General features: G+C 74.0%; 22 protein-coding genes. 16 read left to right on the top strand and 6 right to left on the bottom strand.

All coding sequences use genetic code 11. The features are described 5' to 3' along the window. The first annotated feature begins 124 nt into the window (after positions 1–124). Positions 125–907 (top strand): class I SAM-dependent methyltransferase, encoded by a 783-nt coding sequence (locus AB0O82_RS11870; protein ID WP_363582655.1) that lies wholly within the window; start codon positions 125–127, stop codon positions 905–907. 53 nt (positions 908–960) lie between these two features. Beyond that, on the top strand, positions 961–1413 hold the full coding sequence (locus AB0O82_RS11865; RefSeq protein WP_363582653.1) for a hypothetical protein: 453 nt from the start codon (positions 961–963) through the stop codon (positions 1411–1413). Between the two features lie 85 nt (positions 1414–1498). Here the strand turns inward: AB0O82_RS11865 and AB0O82_RS11860 are convergent, their stop codons facing one another. Next, positions 1499–2617 carry a DUF6745 domain-containing protein gene (locus tag AB0O82_RS11860; RefSeq protein ID WP_363582652.1) on the bottom strand — a complete coding sequence of 373 codons (1119 nt, stop codon included), beginning with the start codon at positions 2615–2617 and terminating at the stop codon, positions 1499–1501. A 187-nt stretch (positions 2618–2804) separates the two neighbouring features. After that, positions 2805–3131, bottom strand: a complete 327-nt coding sequence (locus tag AB0O82_RS11855; protein WP_063350717.1) for a hypothetical protein — start codon at positions 3129–3131, stop codon at positions 2805–2807. Positions 3132–3331: 200 nt separating this feature from the next. Between AB0O82_RS11855 and AB0O82_RS11850 the strand changes: the two genes are divergently transcribed. From AB0O82_RS11850 to AB0O82_RS11820, 7 genes are all read left to right on the top strand, one after another. Further along, positions 3332–4288 (top strand): STM4015 family protein, encoded by a 957-nt coding sequence (locus AB0O82_RS11850; protein ID WP_363582651.1) that lies wholly within the window; start codon positions 3332–3334, stop codon positions 4286–4288. 87 nt (positions 4289–4375) lie between these two features. Next, positions 4376–5320 (top strand): STM4015 family protein, encoded by a 945-nt coding sequence (locus AB0O82_RS11845; protein WP_363582649.1) that lies wholly within the window; start codon positions 4376–4378, stop codon positions 5318–5320. A gap of 15 nt (positions 5321–5335) precedes the next feature. Then, complete coding sequence (locus AB0O82_RS11840; protein WP_363582647.1) at positions 5336–6475, top strand: STM4014 family protein; 1140 nt, start codon at positions 5336–5338, stop codon at positions 6473–6475. Between the two features lie 47 nt (positions 6476–6522). Then, the gene (locus tag AB0O82_RS11835; RefSeq protein WP_363582773.1) at positions 6523–7470 is read left to right on the top strand and encodes an STM4013/SEN3800 family hydrolase; all 948 of its coding nucleotides are present in this window, start codon (positions 6523–6525) and stop codon (positions 7468–7470) included. Further along, positions 7467–8798, top strand: coding sequence for an STM4012 family radical SAM protein (locus AB0O82_RS11830; RefSeq protein ID WP_363582645.1), 1332 nt, complete (start codon positions 7467–7469; stop codon positions 8796–8798). The genes AB0O82_RS11835 and AB0O82_RS11830 overlap by 4 nt, the downstream gene beginning before the upstream one ends. Further along, the gene (locus AB0O82_RS11825; RefSeq protein ID WP_363582643.1) at positions 8795–9748 is read left to right on the top strand and encodes an STM4011 family radical SAM protein; all 954 of its coding nucleotides are present in this window, start codon (positions 8795–8797) and stop codon (positions 9746–9748) included. Before AB0O82_RS11830 ends, AB0O82_RS11825 begins: the two co-directional genes overlap by 4 nt. 279 nt (positions 9749–10027) lie before the next feature. Further along, entirely contained in the window at positions 10028–10408 is a 381-nt protein-coding gene (locus AB0O82_RS11820) for a VOC family protein (RefSeq protein WP_363582641.1), read from the top strand. Between the two features lie 159 nt (positions 10409–10567). Here AB0O82_RS11820 and AB0O82_RS11815 read toward each other — a convergent pair whose 3' ends face one another. Next, entirely contained in the window at positions 10568–12175 is a 1608-nt protein-coding gene (locus AB0O82_RS11815) for a YDG/SRA domain-containing protein (protein ID WP_363582639.1), read from the bottom strand. Between the two features lie 261 nt (positions 12176–12436). Here AB0O82_RS11815 and AB0O82_RS11810 point away from each other — a divergent pair, with 261 nt between their 5' ends. Together AB0O82_RS11810 and AB0O82_RS11805 are read left to right on the top strand one after the other, a co-directional pair. Further along, complete coding sequence (locus AB0O82_RS11810) at positions 12437–12766, top strand: hypothetical protein (protein ID WP_363582638.1); 330 nt, start codon at positions 12437–12439, stop codon at positions 12764–12766. A 180-nt stretch (positions 12767–12946) separates the two neighbouring features. Further along, entirely contained in the window at positions 12947–13837 is an 891-nt protein-coding gene (locus AB0O82_RS11805; RefSeq protein WP_363582637.1) for a YhjD/YihY/BrkB family envelope integrity protein, read from the top strand. 67 nt (positions 13838–13904) lie between these two features. Here AB0O82_RS11805 and AB0O82_RS11800 read toward each other — a convergent pair whose 3' ends face one another. Beyond that, the gene (locus AB0O82_RS11800) at positions 13905–14612 is read right to left on the bottom strand and encodes a rhomboid-like protein (RefSeq protein ID WP_363582635.1); all 708 of its coding nucleotides are present in this window, start codon (positions 14610–14612) and stop codon (positions 13905–13907) included. On the opposite strand from AB0O82_RS11800, the gene AB0O82_RS11795 reads away from it, so the two are divergent. The 5 genes from AB0O82_RS11795 to AB0O82_RS11775 all read left to right on the top strand — a co-directional run bounded on the left by AB0O82_RS11795 (position 14596) and on the right by AB0O82_RS11775 (position 19043). Then, positions 14596–15054, top strand: a complete 459-nt coding sequence (locus AB0O82_RS11795) for a hypothetical protein (RefSeq protein WP_363582633.1) — start codon at positions 14596–14598, stop codon at positions 15052–15054. The two genes, AB0O82_RS11800 and AB0O82_RS11795, sit on opposite strands and share 17 nt — an antisense overlap. 146 nt (positions 15055–15200) lie before the next feature. Further along, on the top strand, positions 15201–15809 hold the full coding sequence (locus AB0O82_RS11790; protein ID WP_363582631.1) for a rhomboid-like protein: 609 nt from the start codon (positions 15201–15203) through the stop codon (positions 15807–15809). 75 nt (positions 15810–15884) lie between these two features. After that, complete coding sequence (locus tag AB0O82_RS11785; protein WP_363582629.1) at positions 15885–16415, top strand: hypothetical protein; 531 nt, start codon at positions 15885–15887, stop codon at positions 16413–16415. A gap of 238 nt (positions 16416–16653) precedes the next feature. Then, entirely contained in the window at positions 16654–18078 is a 1425-nt protein-coding gene (gene argG, locus AB0O82_RS11780) for an argininosuccinate synthase (RefSeq protein ID WP_063350707.1), read from the top strand. A gap of 296 nt (positions 18079–18374) precedes the next feature. Next, positions 18375–19043, top strand: coding sequence for a GAP family protein (locus tag AB0O82_RS11775; protein ID WP_363582627.1), 669 nt, complete (start codon positions 18375–18377; stop codon positions 19041–19043). A gap of 107 nt (positions 19044–19150) precedes the next feature. Here AB0O82_RS11775 and AB0O82_RS11770 read toward each other — a convergent pair whose 3' ends face one another. Next, complete coding sequence (locus AB0O82_RS11770) at positions 19151–19840, bottom strand: hypothetical protein (RefSeq protein ID WP_363582625.1); 690 nt, start codon at positions 19838–19840, stop codon at positions 19151–19153. After that, positions 19837–20409, bottom strand: coding sequence for a sigma-70 family RNA polymerase sigma factor (locus tag AB0O82_RS11765; RefSeq protein ID WP_350882705.1), 573 nt, complete (start codon positions 20407–20409; stop codon positions 19837–19839). The genes AB0O82_RS11770 and AB0O82_RS11765 overlap by 4 nt, the downstream gene beginning before the upstream one ends. Positions 20410–20563: the final 154 nt, after the last annotated feature.

Raw genomic sequence — 20563 nt, 5'->3', positions numbered from 1 at the left:
ACGACTGGGCGAGGATGACGGCGTGACGAACGGGCAGGCGAGGGCCCCGCCTACCACCTCGCCCACGTCAACGCCCGTCGTGCCCGCTCTTCACCCCTCTCTCCACCGTGGAGCCTCCGACGCCATGACCCCCTCCCCACAGTCCCCCGTCGGCCGCTTCTACGACGAGTTCGCGGCCGGGTACCACCTCCTCTACCCCGACTGGGACGCCTCCGTCGCCCGCCAGGGCGCCAGCCTCGACGCCCTGATCCGCGCCGGCCTCGGCGATCGCCCGGTCGACGTCCTGGACTGCGCGTGCGGCATCGGCACCCAGTCCCTCGGCCTCGCCGCCCTCGGCCACCGCGTCACCGGCACCGACCTCAGCCCGGCGTCCGCCGCCCGGGCCGCCGCCGAAGCCGCCCGACGGGGCCTCCGTCTCCCCACCGCGGCCGCCGACATGCGCCGGCTCCCCTTCGCCGACGCCCGGTTCGACGTCGTCGTCTGCGCCGACAACGCGCTCCCCCACCTACTCACCCCCGAGGACGTCCGCACCGCCCTCACCGAGATGCGCCGCATGCTGCGCCCCTGCGGTCTGCTCCTGCTCACCACCCGCCCCTACGACGACCTGCGCCGCTCCCGCCCGGCCTCCACCCCGCCCCAGACCAGCGAACGCGACGGCCTGCGGTCCGTCATCTTCCAGCTCTGGCACTGGCACGAGGACGGCGAGCGCTACGACCTGGAGCTCTTCCGCCTCACCCCGGATGCCACCGGCCACTGGCAGACCGACATCCGTCGCTCCACCTACTGGGCGCTCACCCAGTCCCAGCTCACCACCCTCGCCTCCGAGGCCGGCTTCACCGCCTCCCGCTGGCAACCACCCGCCCGAACGGGCTTCTTCCAACCCGTGCTCATCGCCCGCGCCCCCTGATCCCGGCCGACCCCGACGACTGCGCGATCCGCACCGGCCGGGACAATTCCGGGGTGCTGTTGACATGGATCGCCGAAATAGCGGACGAACCGCTGGTACTGGAGCCGAGCGACCGGCGGGTCGAGTGGCGGACCAACACCTGGTACCTGAGCGCGGAGGACGAGGACAAGCGATCCTTGTCCGTGACCGAGGTCGTCGCCGCCTTCGAACGGACCGCTCAGGCCATCCGGCTCCGTATCCATGCGCTGGGCTTCGCCGGGGTGGCGACCTTCTACGTGTGGCACGACGAACAGGTCGATCAACTCCGCTGCTCCACCGGATCGGTGGCCGTCGATGAACTGCCGTTCGGCGGCACCTACCTGACCTCCGACGACCTCGCTCCGGTCGTCGAGAGCTTCCTGAGCGACCGACGGCCAGCCGGGACCAACCCGTCGGACCAGACCGCGCCCAACGCCATGACCCCCTTCCCCGTCTGGGTCCGCAACGTCGGACCGACCCCACGCTGACCTGTCCCGCAGCCCGCCGAGGGCGGCGGCGGGAGCGGCCGGCCGAGATTCGCAGCTCAGCGGCCTGCGCCGGGGGCCGGGCCGGTCAGGTCTCGCGCTGTGGGTGGTACTCGGACTCGGGTATGCCGAAGGTCCAGGCGACCCCGGCGCGGGCGGTGCGGGTGCTCGGCGGGACGCGCAGCCAGTAGGTGCGGAAGGTGCCGTCGGGCTCGGCGGTCGAGTTGACGACCTCGACCATGACCACCGGTTCGTCGTCGGGCAGGGTGATCCGCCAGAGCACGCCGGTCTCGTCGCGGTGGATGGGCTCGGCACCGGAGTCGGCCAGGTAGCGCTCGTAGCCGTAGTGCTCCAGCAGGACGCGGCGCAGTTCGGCGTTCTCCTCGGTGCGGATCCGCTCGACGGTGACGTCGGCCAGCCCGGCCAGGAACTCGGCGGGCACGGGCATGCCGCGCCAGGCGTGCAGGGCGAAGCCGTCGGCGTACTCCAGGGCGGGGCCGTCCGCCCGGTCGAGCCGCCCGGCCTCGTCGCGGTGCAGCGCGACGGGGCGCTCGCTGACCAGCGCGACGTCCTGGTACGGCCACCACCAGCCGGCCTCGCGGGCCACCCCGGCGAGCGGCGCGACGGCCTCGGCGCTGCCCCCGGCCGCGTCGGAGGCGGCCTCGAAGGCGGCGAACCAGGGAGCGTCGTGCTGGCCGCGCACGGCGTCGAGCAGGGCGAGCCGTACGGTGGTGCGCCGGGCGCGGGCGGCGGCGGCCACGTCGTCCGAGGCCTCCTCACGGTCGACCTCGGGGGCGAGCCGGTCGAGGACCGCCGTGCGGATGCGGTCGGCGAACGGGGTGGTGACCGGGCCGAGCTCGCCACCGGTGAGTGCCCAGTGCGCCGCCCACCCGGCCGCGCCGACCTCCTCGACGGCCCGCCGCCGGGCCTGTTCCCAGGGCCCGGTGCGCACGGCCTCGCGCACGCTCACCGCGCCGGCGGCCCGCAGTTGCAACGCCGCCTCGGCGGCGGCGAACGGCGAGCCGAACCAGCGGACGGCCGTGGGCTCGGGCAGCCCGGCCGCCCGGTAGGCGGCCCGGACCGCGTGCTCGGCCGCCGACCGGTCGGCCGGACCGGTGGCCGCCGCAGCGGCCCGCCAGCGGGCCGTCACCTCGGCGGGCCCGGCCGTCACCGCGCCCGCCGGGCGGTCGGGAATCGTCGTCTCCATCGTCTGCTCCGTTCCCGGCCGGGCTCCCCGCCCGGCCGCCTGCTTCCGTTCCGTTCGGCACTGCGCGTTCCACGCTGCACGTTCCGCGTTGCACGCCGCGCCCGCCCACCCGTCTGCGCGCCGCCTGCCGTCGCCCGACGCCCGGTCACCCGCCCATCAGCCACCGGTCCGCTCGTCGGGCCCCGCGTCAGTCCGCGACCACCCGCACTGCGCCCGGGGTGTACTCGCGCTGGCGCACCACCCGGTACCAGCTCTTCGGCAGCGGTATCGCCGCATGCTCCTCGTGCACCACCCGGCCGCCCTCGGGCAGGTGCAGCCAGCCCGCGCCGAACGGACCGGCCTCCCGGCGCAGTTCCCCGGGACCGACCACGGCGTGCGCGTGGCCGGTGACCTCCCCGAGGGCCAGCACCATCCGGCCCCGGCCGTCCCGGGGCTGGACGGCCAGCGCGGCCACCCGGGGCGGCACGGCGCCCTCCTCGACCGGCACGATCAGCACATCACCCTGGCGGTACATCAGTCCCCCTCGCCGTACGGCCGGACCCCGGCGGCTGCCGGAATCCCGGGCTCCGCCGCGCTGTTCGCGGTCACGTTCCGGAGCCACGACCAGAACGTAGGGCATGGGTCTGACAACGCGCCCGGCCCGCCACCCGGCCACCGGATTGTCGGACCCGACTGGTAGACACGTGTTCGGCCCCGACCCCTGAGGAGCAGCGCATGACCGTCAACCACCACATCGAGCAGTTCCACGGTCTCCCGGTCTTCGACTTCGTCCAGGCCCTGGACGAGGCCGCCGACGGCGGCGACGCGGCAGCCGTGACCCTGCCGGAGCCGGCGTCGGCCGCCTGGCGGATCGGCCTGCACTACGACTCCGAGGAGGCCTTCACCGAGCGCTGGCGGCAGTTCCTCGACACGGTCGACACCGAGCGCGTGACGGCCGTGGTGATCGGCCCGTGGTTCTCCGACGAGCCGGAGCAACTCGACGCCGCCCTGGCCGCGATCGTCGAGGCGGCGGGCCGGCTGCCCGCGCTGCGAGGGCTCTTCGTCGGCGACGTCACGTACGAGGAGAGCGAGATCTCCTGGTTGGAGATGTGCGACGTCACCCCGCTGCTGACGGCCTACCCCGAGCTGGCCGAGCTGGTGGTGCGCGGCGGCAACAACCTGGAGCTGACACCCGTGCGCCACGAGGCGCTGCGAGCCCTGCGCTTCGAGGCCGGCGGCCTGCCGGCCCGGGTGGTGCGGGCGGTGGCCGGCTGCGACTTCCCCGCCCTGGAGCGGCTCGAACTCTGGCTCGGCGTCGACAACTACGGCGGCGACGCCACGCTGGACGACCTCGCCCCCTTCCTGGACGGCACACGCTTCCCCGCGGTGCGCCATCTGGGCCTGCAGAACAGCGAGTTCGAGGACGACATCGCGGCCGCCGTGGCGCACGCGCCGGTGGTGGCCCGGCTGGAGTCGCTCAGCCTCGCCATGGGCGTGCTGACCGACCAGGGCGCCACCGCCCTGCTGGAGGGCCAGCCCCTCACCCACCTGCGCGCCCTCGACCTGCACCACCACTTCCTCACCGGGGAGGTGCAGCAGCGCCTCACCGAGGCCCTGGCGGGCGTCGAGATCGACCTCTCCGAGGCCGGAAAGCCCGACGACCGGTGGCGCTACGTCGCCGTGGCCGAGTAGCCGTCACCGACCGCGCGCGCCCGACGCCGCCGCACCGCCGCACCGCCGCACCGACCAGCCCACCACGCCCATCCGTCTGGAACCGACATGACCGTCTCCCTCCACCCCGACCGCTTCCACGACCTGCCGATCCGCGACTTCACCCCCGACGACGGCACCCGCACGCCGCCCGCCGCCGGCTCGGTCGCCTGGCGGCTCGCCCTGGACTACGACGCGAAGCACGACTTCGCTCAGCTCTGGCAGACCTTCCTCGACACCGTCGACCCTGCCGGAGTCCGCGCCCTGGTGATCGGCCCCTGGTGGCGCGGCGACTACGTCTCCGTGGCCGCCACCGTCGCCGCCATCACCACGGAAGCGGAGCGCCTGCCCGCCCTGGAAGCGCTCTTCCTCGGGGACGTGACCTACGACGAGTGCGAGATCTCCTGGATGGAGATGGGCGACGTCACCCCGCTGCTGACGGCCTTCCCCGGGCTGACCGAACTGACCGTCCGCGGCGGCACTGACCTGAGCCTCCAGCCGGTGCGGCACGACCGGCTGGCCGCGCTGCGCTTCGAGGCCGGCGGCCTGCCGGCCCGGGTGGTGCGGGCGGTGGCGGGTTCCGAGCTGCCGGCACTGGAGCGCCTGACGCTCTGGCTCGGCGTGGACGAGTACGGCGGTGACGCCACGATCGACGACCTCGGGCCCTTCCTGGACGGCGCCCGCCTCCCGAGCCTGCGCCACCTCGGGCTGGCCAACAGCGAGTTCCAGGACGAGATCGCCTCGGCCGTCGCGCACGCGCCCGTGGTGGCCCGGCTGGAGTCGCTCGACCTGTCCATGGGCGTGCTCTCCGACGACGGCGCCGCCGCCCTGCTGGAGGGCCAGCCGCTCACCCACCTGCGCGCCCTCGACCTGCACCACCACTACGTCGGCGAGGAGATGCAGCAGCGCCTCACCGAGGCCCTGCCCGGGGTCGCGCTCGACCTCTCCGAGGCCGAGGACCCCGACGAGGACGACGAGGACGACGGGGACCGCTACGTCGCGGTCGCCGAGTAGGCGGGTGACGGCACGATGACACCGCGGCTGACCGTCCTCGGCAATCCCGGGCACCGGCGGGTGACGCTGTTCGCCGCCGCCGCCCGGGCCGCCGGGCTGCCCGAGCCCGCCGTCCTGCCCTGGCTGGACGTGCTGCGCGGCGACTACCGGCTGCCCGAGGACGGCCTGCTGCGGATCGAGTCGCCCGGCGAGGAGGCCCTGGTCGACGAACTGCTGCGCGGCCCGGCGCTCGGCCCGTCCTACGCACCGACCCGGGTCGAGGGCACGGCCGCCTGGTACGCGGGGGTGACGGCCGCGCTGCGCGAGCTGGCCGGGCGCCCCGGCGTACGGCTGCTGGGCGATCCGGGGGAGATCGCCGTGATGTTCGACAAGCGGCGGGCACACGCGCTCCTCGCCGCCGCCGGGGTGCCGGTACCCCGGGCGCTGGGCGGCGAGGTCACCGGCTGGGAGCAGTTGCGCGGGCGGCTGGCCACAGCCGGCCTGCGACGGGTCTTCGTCAAGCCCGCACACGGCTCCTCCGCCTCCGGGGTGACGGCCCTGCAGTTCGGGCCGCGCGGGCAGGTCCTGGCCACCACTTCGGTCGAGCTGGCCGACGGGCTGCTGCACAACTCGCTGCGGGTCCGCCAGTACCGCGGCGAGCGGGAGGTGGCCGAGATCATCGACCGGCTGGCACCGGACGGGCTGCACGTCGAGCAGTGGATCCCGAAGGCCGCGCAGTCCGGCCGCTCGGCCGACCTGCGCGTGGTGGTGGTCGCCGGCCGGGCCACCCACGCGGTGGTGCGCACGAGCGCGCAACCGATGACCAACCTGCACCTCGGCGGCGCCCGGGGCAGCCTCGACCTGGCCCGGGAGGCCGCCGGGCCCGCATGGCCGGCCCTGCTGGAGACGGCCGAGCGCGCGGCGGCCTGCTTCCCCGGCTCGTTGATGGTCGGGGTCGACGTCCTGCCCACGGCCGGCTGGCGGCGCGCCCTGGTCGGCGAGGTCAACGCCTTCGGCGACCTGCTCCCCAACCTCACCGGCCTGCCCGGCGGCCCCGCCGAGGGCCTCGACACCTACGGCGCCCAGCTCGCCGCCCTCACCGGGGCCACCGGCCGCACCACCGGAACGCCCCTCCCCACCCCGACGGACCACCAGATCACGGAACCCTCCCGATGAACCACCAGACCTCCCCCCACACCCAGGCCCCCGCTCCGACCCCCGACATGAACGCGGTCGTCGGCACGCACGACCTGCTGCTCGTCACGCTCGACACGCTCCGCTTCGACGTCGCCGAGGAGCTGGCCGCCGCAGGCCGGATCCCGCACCTCGCCGCCTTCCTCCCCGGCGGCCGCTGGGAGCGCCGGCACGCGCCCGGCAGCTTCACCTACGCCTCCCACCAGGCGATCCTGGCCGGTTTCCTGCCCACCCCGGCCTCCCCCGACGGCCCCCACCCGCGCCTGTTCGCAGCCCGCTTCGCCGGCTCCGAGAGCACCGCCCCGCGCACCTGGGTGTTCGACGCACCGGATCTGCCGACCGCCCTCGCCGCCACCGGGTACCGGACGGTCTGCATCGGCGGGGTGGGCTTCTTCAACAAGCAGGGCCCGCTCGGCTCGGTACTGCCCGGCCTGTTCCAGGAGAGCCACTGGGATCCCGGGATGGGCGTGCCGTCCCCGACGTCCTTCGAGGAGCAGGTCGCCCGGGCGGAGCGGGTCGCCGCCGAACAGCCCGCCGGGCAACCGCTGTTCCTGTTCCTGAACGTCTCGGCGCTGCACCAGCCCAACTGGTTCCACCTGCCCGGCGCCACCCGTGAGCACGGCGACTCCCGGGCCAGCCACGCCGCCGCCCTGGAGTACGTGGACGCCCACATCGGCCGGCTCTTCGCGGCGATGAGCTCCCGCCGCCCCTGCTTCGCGATCGTCTGCTCCGACCACGGCACGGCGTACGGCGAGGACGGCTACACCGGGCACCGGATCGGCCACGAGGTGGTCTGGACCGTCCCGTACGCCCACTTCACCATCCCCGCGGCCGTCCCCGATGCCGACCCCGCCGCCCCCGCAGCTCCCGCAGCTCCCGCAGCTCCCGCAGCTCCCGCAGCTCCTGCGGCCAGCCCAGCCGCCGCTGCCGTCCCTGCCACCGCCACCACCGCCACCACCACCGAGGAGCGCGCATGACCACCGCACCCCCGCGCCCCGACTCGCCCTACCAGTCCTACGTCTACGCCTACCCGCACAAGACCGCCTACCGCCCGCTGCCCGAGCGCCCGGGGCTGCGCGAGCTGTGGGCCGGCGAGGCGCAGGACGCGCTCTCGCTCTACCTGCACATCCCGTTCTGCGAGGTCCGCTGCGGCTTCTGCAACCTGTTCACCAGGATCGGCAGCCCCGAGGGCCTGACCACCGCGTACCTGGACGCCCTGGAGCGCCAGGCGGTGGACGTCCGCACCGCGCTGGACGAAGGCGCGCGCTTCGCGCTGGCCGCCTTCGGCGGCGGCACACCCACCTACCTGACGGCCCGCGAGCTGGAGCGGCTGTGCGACATCGCCGAGCGGCGGATGGGCGCCGACCTGCGGGCGATACCGCTCTCGGTGGAGGCCTCCCCCGCCACCGCGACCGCCGACCGGCTGGAGGTCCTGGCCGCCCGGGGCACCACCCGGCTGAGCCTGGGCGTACAGTCCTTCGTCGACGCCGAGGCCCGCTCCGCCGTGCGCCCGCAGAAGCGGGCCGAGGTGGAGGCCGCCCTCGACCGGATCCGTGCCGCCGGGTTCCCGGTGCTCAACATCGACCTCATCTACGGCATCGACGGCCAGTCCGAGGCCAGCTGGCTGCACTCGCTGGACGCCGCGCTCGCCTGGCAGCCCGAGGAGCTGTACCTCTACCCGCTCTACGTGCGCCCGCTCACCGGCCTGGCCCGGCGCGGCGAGCAGGAGAGCCACTCCGCCTGGGACACCCGCCGGCTCGCGCTCTACCGCACCGGCCGCGACCACCTGCTGGCCCAGGGCTATCAGCAGGTGTCGATGCGGATGTTCCGCCGCGCCGCTTCCCCGCAGGCCGGGGCGAGCGAGTACGCCTGCCAGACGGATGGCATGGTCGGCCTGGGCTGCGGCGCCCGCTCCTACACTTCGCGGCTGCACTACTCCTTCGACTACGCGGTGAACGCCACCGAGGTGCGCGGAATCATCGACGACTTCGTCGCCACCGAGGACTTCCACCACGCCGAGGTGGGGCACCGGATGAGCGGCGGGGAACCACGCCGGCGGCACCTGGTGCAGTCGCTGCTCCAGGCCGAGGGCATGCCGTTGGCCGACTACCGGGCCCGGTTCGGCAGCACACCGGCCGCCGACTTCCCGGCGGAACTGGCCGAGTTCACCGCGCGCGGCTGGCTCGCCGATGACCGGGACCGCCTGGTGCTCAGCCCGGAGGGCCTGGCGCACTCGGACGCGGCCGGGCCGATGCTGTTCTCGCCCGAGGTCCGGGCCCTGATGACGGCCTACGAGGCGAAATGACCTTCCTCGGCCTGCCGTCCACCACCCCGCCCGCACCGCGCACACCGAGCGCCGAGAGCGCACCGACCGACGCGGCCGACCGCGGGCGCGACCTCACCCTGCTCTACCGTGGCCCGCTCGCCTCCTGCGACTACGACTGCCCCTACTGCCCGTTCGCCAAGCGCCGCGACACACCCGATCAACTGCGCGCCGACCGCGCGGCCATGGAGCGGTTCACCGGCTGGGCGGCCGGCCGGGCGGGCAGCGGTGACACCCTCGCCCTGCTGTTCACGCCCTGGGGCGAGGGCCTGGTGCGGTCCTGGTACCGACGGGCGCTGGTCGAGCTGAGTCGGCTCCCGCACGTACGCCGGGTGGCGATCCAGACCAACCTCAGCTGCCGGACCGACTGGCTCGCCGACGCCGATCCCGACACCCTCGCGCTCTGGGTGACGTACCACCCCGGCCAGGTCACCCGGGAGCGTTTCCTCGCCAAGTGCCGGGAGCTGGACGCCATGGGCGTGCGCTACAGCGTCGGCGTGGTCGGCCAGCCCGAGCACCTGGCCGAGGCCCGCCGGCTGCGCGCCGAACTCGCCGCAGGCGTCTACCTCTGGGTCAACGCCGCCGAAGGCCGCACCTACACCGACGCCGAGGCCGCAGACTGGGCAGCCGTCGACCCGCACTTCGGCTACAGCCGGCACGCCCACCCCAGCGCCGACCGCCCCTGCCGAACCGGCGAGTCCGTGCTCTCCGTGGACGGCGACGGCACCGTCCGCCGCTGCCACTTCGTCCGGGACGTCCTCGGCAACCTGTACGACGGCTCCTACCGCACCCAGCTGCGGGCGCGCGGCTGCCCGTTGCCGGTCTGCGACTGCCACATCGGCTACGTCCACCTGGAGACCCTGCCGCTGTACGAGCTGTTCGACGCCGGCGTGCTGGAGCGGGTGCCACACGACTGGCCACAACGCGGCTGAGACCGGGCGGCGGGACGCGACAACCCGATCGCCGGACGGGGCCGCCACCCGCGAAAGCACACGAACGACCGTGCAGAACCCTCCGCGCCCCGCTCGTCCCGCTCGACCGCACCTCTCCGAGCGCGGCGACACCCGGCGACCGCCCGCACACGCCCCGGCTCCGCCGGCTCCAGCCCGGCTCGCCCCGCCGCCGCCCGCCGCCACCCATCGCCGCCCCCGCCCCCGTGGGCGCCCGCCCGCCAACGTCCCTAGCCTGGAAGCAGGAGGAGGCGAAGCACCATGCTTGGAGACGCACCACTGCAGGCCGTCATCCCCGCCGCCGACCTCGCCCGCGCGAGGAGTTTCTACACCGACACCCTCGGCCTCAAGCTCGCCGAGGAGACCGACGAGGAACTGGTCTGCGACTGCGGCGGCACCCAGTTCACGATCTACCACACCCCCAGCGGCGGACAGGCCGCCCACACCCTCGCCAGCTTCAAGGTCGCCGACCTCGACGGCGCGATGTCGGCCCTGCGTGAGCGCGGCATCACGTTCGAGGAGTACGACTTCCCCGGGCTGAAGACCGTCAACGGCATCGCCGAACGCGACAACCTGCGCGCCGCCTGGTTCAAGGACAGCGAGGGCAACATCCTCTGCCTGGCCCAGTCCGTCAGCCGGTAGCGCAACCCCCCAATCCCCACCCCCCGGGCCGAATCCGCTGCCCCGCCCGCTCACCACGAGCGGGCGGGGCAGCAGCCTCGCGACCGCCGGACGACCGGCCCTCACCGCAACGGCTGGGCCAGCACAACCGGTTCTGCTCCTGCCCGGCCCGGACAGGGGTCAGCGCATGCCCTCGTGCCGGGGAACCCCGTGCCGCAGCCGGTGCTCCGCGAGGCGCTTCCGGTCGACGACGTGATCCGCCGCCTCTCGCAGCCGGCCCAGCACGGAGCTGTCGTCGCGACTCACCACCGTGAGGTCGTCGTTGACGATCAGCATGCCGAAGTCGAACAGCACGTGGTGGTTGGCACACAGGCAGAGAACGTTGTCGACGGTGTCCGACCCGTGGTGCGGTCTCCCCAGGGGCGTGATGTGTGCGGCCTCGGCGTAGGCGCCGCCCGGGACCACCATGCGGACACCGCACACCTGGCAGGTGTAGTCGTGCGCACGTTTCACGTGGGTGGCGATCGCGGTGTTCCGGACGACGCGCTCGATCGATGTCGCGGATCGGACCGGCCCCGCCTCCCGACCGTCCTCATCCGTCGGAGCCGTCACCCGATCCGATACCCGATCCGTCACCGGAGCCGCTACCTGAGCCGTCACCCGATCCGATACCCGGGCGACTGCCGCAGCCTGTTCGGCCGGGGGAAGGGCGACCAGGCGGAACCGCCACACGAGGAAACCGTCGGAGGAGGTCTCGGACCAGAGGTCCTCGACCCGGAAGAGCCCGTCGTAGCGGTAGAAGGAGCGGGTCGCGGTGGTGACTCCCCGGACCACGCGAACCGGGGCCCCGGTCGCCGCGCTCGTCGCCAGGGCCGCGTTGCCGCGCGTCAGCTGCTGGTTCCGGGCCGGCTGCCCCGTCTGCGGGCTTCGCCCGCCCTCCCCGGTGTAGAGGATCACATCACCGAGGTCCTCGCCCTCCTCGTACCCACCGGAGACCACGATCGATTCCGCGCCGAGCTCTCGCAGACCGCAGATACCGGCCTGGAGCGGCCGGTGCACACCGGCCAGCGAGAGCGTCCGCCGGTTGTCGAACTCCTGGCCCAGTCGTACGCCCGGCACCGGCCCGATGCCGTCGGGGAACGGGCCGAACTCGACGGGAGCCTGCCCTTCCGGGAGGGCCGTGGCCAGTTCCCTGACCCTCGCCCGCTCCTCCTGCCGCGCCGTCTGGGCGCGGAAGAGCACCTCCCCGATGAAGGTGTCCCGGGTGGCCGCCAGCCAGGCGCTGTCATCGGCGCGCAGCGCGGACAGCCCGTCGAAGAGTTCGCGAAGCCGCGACTCCGTCGGAATGGTCCGTCCGTCCAGGTAGGAGTCGAGGGTTCGCGCGCTCAGGTCGCAGTGGCGCGCCACCCGTTCGGTCGACGGGTCGCCGACCTTGCTCCACAGTCCGCGCAGCGCGCGAGTGAAGTCCTCCTCCTCGGGTGTGCGGCCGGCCGTCGCCGCGCCCTGCCGCCGGGCCGCCTCCGCGAGGCCTTCCTCGGCGGAACGTCGCCGGTCGTGCCACTGCCGCCGTTCGAGCTCGCTGCCGCTGCCCCACGCCTCGACCATGGCGTCCAGGTTCTTGGCGCTCGGCAGGCGGGATCCGTTCAGGGCGGCGTAGACCGCCGTCCGCGAGGCGCCTCGCGCGACGACCGTCTCGACCGTGCCCCGGGAGCGTTCCTTGAGTTCGCGGAGCTCGCGGGCAAAGGAGACCAGCGGGCCCGTTCCACTCAGCGGGAGCCTGCGCGCCATATCCCCACCGTGAGATTCCTCACAGTTCCTCTCCCATTTCCTGTGATGTGAGTCACATCGATGACGCCAGTGCGCCTCTGACCTGGACCAACATCAACTTTCTCAAGTCCCGCGATGTTTTCTGCGGTTTTTTGGCCTTCCACGGCTCTGTCATCGTAGCCACTGTCGGTACGAGCCGTACGCCCCACAACGGAGCGACGGCTCCCTGCGTCAACAGGAAGCCGTCATCACTCGTAGCCCCATCAACACCCGGAGAACTACATGCACGAGGGTACGGGGATTCCCGCGTCGGGCGGAAGCGCCCAGGCCACGGGCACCGCACCGCCCGCACCGGGCCCCCGCTGGCTCGCTCCGGCCGGAGTCGCCGCGACCGGCGCAGGCCCGGTCGCGGCCGGATTCCAGAGCAACAACACCATCGCGATCATCTCGGCGGCCCCGAGCCTCGTCGTGGTGTTGCTGTTCTTCTTCGGGGTCGTCTGCCCGGCGGTCTGGTCGCGCAAGGCCCAGCGCAAGAAGGCGGCCCTCAACGTGCTCAACACGCTCATCGGGCGGAGTCCCACGAGCCCCATGAGCCCGCCGCCCCGACGGTAGACCCACGACCACACCACACCACACCCGTTCCCCGTCCCCGTTCCCCGTCCCCGATCCCCACACCCGATGCCGCCGCCCGACGCCGCCCACCCGCCTGCGGACGGACACCTCCGGTGGCGGGGCGGGCCGGGCTGGCCTTGACTGGGGCGGATCGTTGCCCCGCTGCGGGAGGACCGAGGGATGAGGTCGGTGAGGGAGGCCGCCGGCCGTTGGGGGGAGCGGCTGGCCCGGGGCCGCGGGCAGTGGGAGCGGGCACGGGTCGAGGCCGAGCGGCGCTTCCCGGTGATCACCGAGCTGACGGCCCGGCTGCTCTCCCCCGGACTGCTGGACGCCGCCACCCGGATGGCCTCCCAGATCTTCCTGACCTCCGTACCACTGCTGTTCGCGGTGGCCGCGTTCGCCCCGCCCGATGTGCGGGACCAGCTGGTGGCCTCGCTCCGCGCGCTGTTCGGCGTCTCCGGCGCCTCGGATCAGGAGCTGCGCCAGGCGCTGTACGGCACCGGGGACCTGCGAGGCACCACCGGAATCATCGGCGTGCTGATGGCACTGCTGTCGGCGACCAGTTGCAGCCGCGCGGTGGCCCGGGTCTGCGAGCACGCCTGGCGGCTGCCGAAGGCCGGTACCCGGGCGGCGGCCTGGCGGTGGCTGCTGTGGATCGTGGCCTGGCTGACGGTGCTGCTCTTCCAGGGCTCGTTGCGGGACGGTTTCGGTGTCGGCTTCTGGCTGGGCCTGCCGCTCACCTTCGCGGCGTCCTTGGTGGTCTGGTGGTGGACCACCCACCTGCTGTTGAGCGCCCGGGTCGGCTGGCTGCCGCTGCTGCCCGGCGCGCTGCTGACGGCCGCCGCGGCCACCGCGATGTCACTGACCGCCCGGGTCTACATGCCGGGCGCGCTGAACCGCAGTCTGGCCCAGTACGGTTCGCTGGGGCTGGTGCTGATACTGCTGTCCTGGCTGATCGCGCTCTGCGCCGCCGTCACCTTCTCCGTCACGGCGGGGGCGGTGCTGGCCCAGGGGCCCCCGCTGAACGTCTACCTGGGCACGCCCGCCCCGGACCCCCCGCGCACCGGCTGATCCGTCGACGCCGCCACCACCACGGAGCAGCCACCAAGCACCACCGCCGCCACCACCACCACCACCGTCAACGCCGGCGCAGCCGCCGTCGGACGAGCCGGCCCGTGGCAACCGGGTCCCAGGAGCCCGGGCGGTCCCGGGTCAGCGGGTAGCAGGCCAGGCCGATCAGCACGGCGCTGAAGTGGCCGATGCTGGTGTAGTCCCGGCTCTGCGCGACGCCCAGGCCGTAGAAGACCAGCACGCCGGCCACGTACAGGTACCGCCAGGGCCGCACGATCAGATAGGTGAGCACCGCGACCACCCCGGCGAGCGCGTAGCTGACGCCGTAGTCGAGGGTGTAGACGGCCCTCGGCGGGGCGATGCCGCGGTGGATCGCCCACCCGAGCAGGCCCTCGCTGAGGTAGGTCGCGCCGACGTGCGCGATCATCGCCACCGAGATCCAGCGCAGGGTGCCGAGCCAGCGTTCGGCGGGTACGTGGAAGAGGTTGTAGAGCAGGAAGTAGCTCAGCCAGCCGCCGCCCGCGATCCACAGCGCACTGGTGATCAGCACGCGCACCGGTGAGACCTGGAGGTGGTGCAGGTTGGTCGAGCGCCGTTCCAGGATCCGGTCGGCGGTCGCGCTGTCGACGTGGCGGATCACCTGTGTGGTGGCGAGCAGGATCGCCAGCCAGACGTAGGTGCCCGGGGCCCGGCGGACGTAGGTCCGGACCGCGTGCGCGAGGCGTGCCCACCAGGGGCGCCGGTGTCCGGGCGCGTTGGTGGTGCCACCGGTCATCGGCGCCTCCTCGACGGTTCCCTTCACCCTCACCCGGGGCGGCCCCCGGCGCGTCTACGCGGTGCGCCCTTCGAGTGACCGGGTCTCGCGGACGGTCTACGCACCGGCCGCCGGGGCCCAGCAACCCCCGGCGCACGTCCCGACCCAGGCCGACCCGGCGCACGGCGCCAGCCCATTCGCGGCGACCAGCACGGGCGCGGTGATCCGGCGGATCGTGGACACCGGGCCCGAGCCCGCCGCGCCGGCCGCCGTCCACGCCCTGGACCCGGCGCCGGCCGCCGTGGTGGTCCGCGCGCTGAACGCCGACCCGGCCGGGCGCCCGGCGGACGGCGCGGCGCTGCTGGAGCTGCTGACGGCCGCTCCGGCCCCGGGCGTCCCGGCACCGAACGCGAGTTCGGTCCGCGAGGAGATCACCCGGGGCTGGCGTACGCTGGCGCTCTGACCGCCCGGAACGGGCCGCCGGGGGCTGCCGGGCGGCACCACCGGGACCGCACAGCGAGGGCGACGGGCACGATGAGCGAGCGCGGCACGACGACCGCACCTGCGGGTATCGACGCCGGTCCCGGAGCTCGGCACCCGGCGCTGCGCGTGGCGGACCGACTGCGGCTGACCACGGTGTACGTGCTGCTGCTGACCGCGACGGCCTGCTGGCTGGCCGGCCAGAGCCACGGCGCCCGGGCCCGGTTCGTCCGGCACAACAGCAGCAACGTCCACCACATGGAGGTCGGCAAGTGGTGGACGATGTTCACCAGCGGGCTGGTGGTCGACGGGGTGCCCGCCTGGGCGGGCATCGCGGCGGTGGCCGTGGTGCTGGGCCTGGCCGAGTGGCGCTGGGGCCCGGCCCGGGCCGGCGCGGTCTTCGTCTTCGGCCACCTGGGCGCCACCCTGCTCACCGAGGGCGCCATGTGGGTGATGCTCACCGCCCGGATCCCGGGGGCGCTGTCCCGGGCGCGTGACGTCGGGATCAGCTACGGGCTGGTCGGCACCGCCGGCTGCCTGCTGGCCCTGGGCCCGGCCCCGCTGCGCCGGTTCGGGCTGCCCGCGCTCGGGCTGGGGCTGGCCGTGACCTGGGCGCTGGACCAGCAACTGGCCGACGCCGGGCACCTGGTGGCGCTAGGCCTCGGCGCACTGGCCGCCCGGACGCCCTGGCTGCGCATCCGGGCCCGGGCCCGGATGCCGGTCTCCGCCGCACGCTGACGGCCCTCCGACACTCCCCCCGGCGCTCCTCCCCGGGGTCTTGCGATCACCCCCACCCCGAGTAATGCTGATTACATGATTACAACCTCACCCGAAGAGCTCCGGGGGTGGTTCACCGGCCGCCTCCCCGCCGACCTGTTCACCGATCTCGTCGAGATCACCGCGGACCGCGAGGAGATCACCGTCGTCGGCCGCATCACCGAGCCCACCCTCGACCGGACGGCCTCGGACGCCGAGCGCGAAGCGGCGTCCGAGGGCCGGATCGCCGAGTTCCGCGACCGGACCAGGGACGCCCGGATCGCCGTCGCCCGGGAGGCCGAGCGCCGCTACGGCCGCAAGGTCTCCTGGGGCGCCGAGTGCGGCGACCTGAGGGGCATGTTCACCACCGTCTCCGCCCCCGTCATGACCCGGCTGCGCCAGCCCGAACGGCAGGTGCTCGACACCCTGGTGGAGGCGGGCGTCGCCCGCAGCCGCAGCGAGGCGCTCGCCTGGTGCGTCCGCCTGGTGCAGCGCCACTCCGACACCTGGCTCACCGAACTGCGCGAGTCGCTGGAGAACGTCCGCCGCCTGCGCGCCCAGGGGCCGGACGCCGACAGCGCCTCCTGACTCCTCTCCCCGGCGTCCGGCCACCCAACGCGCCTGGGAGAAAGCCGGGTTGAGGCCAGGCGACCACCGATCGGCCACGGCGAGGGGCGGCAACAGGAGCGGCCACCCCTCGCCGAGCCGATCGTATGCTCTTGCGATACTCTGCAAACCTATGCCAGAGTGCGGGCATCGGATACGCCGAATCCCCTCACACGTCGCTAAGTCAGGAGCCCGCGCCTCGCGGGTCAAGGGTGCATGCATGTCGAAGGTCTTGAGCAAGCTGCCGGTCGGTGAACGGATCGGCATCGCATTCTCCGGTGGATTGGACACCTCCGTCGCCGTCGCGTGGATGCGCGAGCACGGCGCCGTCCCCTACGCCTACACGGCCGACATCGGCCAGTACGACGAGCCGAACCTCGCCGACGTCCCGGCCCGCGGTCGCGCCTACGGCGCCGAGCAGGCCCGGCTGGTCGACTGCCGGGCGGCGCTGGTCGAGGAGGGCCTGGCCGCCCTCGCCTGCGGTGCCTTCCACATCCGCTCCGCCGGGCAGACGTACTTCAACACCACCCCGCTCGGCCGCGCCGTGACCGGCACCCTGCTGGTCCGCGCGATGCGCGAGGACGAGGTCTCCATCTGGGGCGACGGCTCCACCTACAAGGGCAACGACATCGAGCGGTTCTACCGCTACGGCCTGCTCGCCAACCCCAGCCTGCGGATCTACAAGCCGTGGCTGGACCAGCGGTTCGTCACCGAACTCGGCGGCCGCAAGGAGATGTCCGCCTGGCTCTCCGAGCGCGACCTGCCGTACCGCGACTCCGCCGAGAAGGCCTACTCCACCGACGCCAACATCTGGGGCGCCACCCACGAGGCCAAGCGGCTGGAGTACCTGGACACCTCGATGGAGATCGTCAGCCCGATCATGGGCGTGGCCTTCTGGGACCCGGCGGTCGAGATCCAGACCGAGGACGTGACGATCGAGTTCGAGTTCGGCCGTCCGGTCCGCATCAACGGCCGGGCGTTCGCCGACGCCGTCGAGCTGGTGCACGAGGCCAACCGGATCGGCGGGCGCCACGGCCTGGGCATGTCGGACCAGATCGAGAACCGCATCATCGAGGCCAAGAGTCGCGGCATCTACGAGGCCCCCGGCATGGCGCTGCTGCACACCGCCTACGAGCGGCTGCTCAACGCGATCCACAACGAGGACACCGTCGCCACCTACCACACCCAGGGCCGTCGGCTCGGGCGGCTGCTGTACGAGGGCCGCTGGTTCGACCCGCAGTCGCTGATGCTCCGCGACAGCCTCCAGCGCTGGGTCGGCCAGCCGGTCACCGGCAGCGTCACGCTGCGACTGCGCCGCGGCCAGGACTACTCGGTGCTCGACACCCAGGGCCCGAACCTCAGCTACCACCCCGAGAAGCTGTCCATGGAGCGCAGCGTCGACGCCGCGTTCGTCCCGGACGACCGCATCGGCCAGCTGACCATGCGCAACCTCGACATCGCCGACTCGCGCAGCAAGCTGGAGCAGTACGCGGTGCACGGCCAGCTGGCGCCGTGGAGCGGCCTGATCGGCGAGCTGGCGCCCGGCGGGGCGGCACCGATCGCCGCCGCCGGCCCCGACGCCGAGGCGCTGGCGGCCAAGTCCACCGCGCTCGACAGCGCTGCGATCGAGTCGGGCAACGACTGATCCGCTGCCGTGACCACGTCCGAGGGCCGCCGCACCACACCGGTGCGGCGGCCCTCGGCGGTTCCGGGCGAGCTGCGGCCGTTCCGGGCCTGAGCCCTCCGGGCCTCACCCGCACAGCGGCCCCGGCCGTGCACGGCGGCCCCGGGCGTAGCTGAATGGGGCAGACGTGTGCCCGGCGGGAGCAGGGCCCGGGCGACGGCTTCACCGGACGCCCCGGGCAGCGGCTCCACCGGAGGCGGGCCCGGACGGCGGCCCCGCCGGGCGAGCCCGGGCGACGGCGAGGAGGCGGGAGCGGGATGGGCGAGGCGGTCGGTTCGATGCTGGCGTCGGCGGTGGGCATCGCGATCAGCCCGCCGGCGCTGGTCGCGGTGGTCCTGATGCTGGCCGCACCGCGCGGGCGGACCATCGGGCTCGCCTTCGCGGCCGGCTGGGCGGCCGGCCTGGCGGCGGTGGTGGCGGTCGTGGTGGCGGCGGGCAGAGCACTGGGTTCGGGTGGCGGCCGGCCGGACTGGCCGTACTGGCTGGAGCTCGCGCTGGGCGTCCTGTTCGTCCTGATGACCTGGAAGCGGTGGCGCGACCGGCCCCGCGCGGGGCACGTCACCGCGCCGCCGAGGTGGATGCGGGAGGTGGGCCGCTTCAGCGCGGGCCGGTCGGCCGGTCTCGCGGTGGCCCTGGTCACGACCGGCCCGAAGAACCTGGCACTGGCCGTCGGCGGCGCGGCCTCGATCGCCGCCAGTACGGCCGGGATCGGCGGCACGGTGGTGGCCGCCGCGCTGATGGTGCTGATCGGCTCGCTGTGCACGCTGCTTCCGCTCGGGGTCCACCTGCTCCGCGGGGACCGCTCGGCGCGGACCCTCGGGGAGTGGAAGGCCTGGCTGGCCACCCACAGCACGGCGATCACGACCACCGTGCTGGCCGTGATCGGGGCCGAGTACGTCGGCGACGCCATCACCGGGCTCGCGTGAGCCCGCCCTCATCACCGGGCTCGCGTGAGCCGCCCCTCGGCGGCCGGCCCGCTGTCAGAGCCGCCGGGCCCCACACCACCACAGCCCTCCACCCACCAGCGCCCGGCTCACCGGATGCGCACCACCCCTCTCCCCCGCACCGACCGCAGGCCCAGCCGTCCGCCGTCCGCCCCCGGGCGCACCGCCAACACGTCCCTGAGCGTCAGCAGGATCTCGCCGTCGTAGCGCTCGGCCAGCTCCCGCGCCAGCTGCGCGGCACCGCCCGGCCCGGCGTCCGGGGCCAGGGCGGGCAGGTGGCCGGGGGCGCTGAGGTCCTCGGCCTGGGCGGCCCAGCGGGCCGCGTCCCGGGTCTCGCCCTCGGCCGCATAGTGGACGGCCAGGCAGTGCACGGCCAGCCGGTCGCCGTACTGCGTCGCGATCCGCCACCAGAAGACGCCGTCCGCGGTGCGGCCCATCCCGTAGAGCAGGCAGCCGAGGGTGCGGAAGGCCGTCTTCTCGGCGAGTTCGAGGTCCAGCGCCAGTTCGCCCGGTTCCACCGCGCCCGCCACGGTGGCGCACAGGTGCCGCAGGTCGCGTCGGAGCTCCGTCCGGCCGCCGGCCCACGGGGGCTCGCCGAAGGCGTGCGGCGGCCGGGCGTTCGCGGGCGGGCGGGCCGGGCGTTCGCGGGCAGGCGGCGCGGGCCGGCGGGCGGCGGCGAGCCGCTCGGCCAGCCGACGGGTGAAGGCGGCCGGGTCGTGGTCGCGGAACTCGCGTTCCAGCAGGGCGGCGTCCGCCCGCAGCAGTTCGGTGACCTTCACGGCGCCTGCCCGTCGTCCGGCTGCTCCAGCAGGTACTCCAGGTGGCGTCGCCCGAGGCTGTAGTAGGTGCGGGCGGTGGTGTGCGCGATGCCGAGGCTGCGGCCGATGTCCGGGTAGGACAGGCCCGCCTGGCGCAGCCGGACGACGTCGGCCTGGACCGGGGCGGCGCGCGCGAGTTCCTCCATCGCCCAGTCCAGCGCATCGAGTTCGGCGAGCTGGTCCAGTTCGTCCTGGCTGGTGTCGGGCCGGCGCTGCGCGATGACGCGCAGCCGTTTGCGTTCGGCGCGGCGGCGCTCGCGCAGGAGGTCCACCACCGCGTCCTTGACGACCTTGAAGGCGAAGGCCTGCGGGTCGGCGCTGGCCAGGGCGCGGCGCCAGTTCTTGTAGAGCGTGGCGCCCGCGTTCTGGACGGCGTCCTGCGCGTCCTCGCGATGTCGCAGGCGCTGCTGGGCGTACCGGAGGTAGCCCGGGTGCTCGCGGGTGAAGAAGGCCTCGAAGTCGGCCGGCAGCGCGCCGAGCGGGTCCGCCCGCAGGTCCCGCTTCTCGCCCGGCCCGGGGGTGTTCAGCACACGCGCCCCCCTTTCGTGGGTCAGCTGGCCGGCCCACCGGGTGGCACGCCGACGGCCCCTGGGGGCTCGTGGTGTAACCGTCCGGGCGGCCCGGGTTGTTGACCGGATCGGGCGGACAATTGGCGACCGTTTCCGTTCACTTTCGAACACCGGC

The sequence above is a fragment of the Kitasatospora sp. NPDC088264 genome, from assembly GCF_040685715.1.
In the GTDB taxonomy this organism is placed as follows: Bacteria; Actinomycetota; Actinomycetes; order Streptomycetales; family Streptomycetaceae; genus Kitasatospora.
This window is presented reverse-complemented; position numbering and strand designations above follow the sequence as displayed.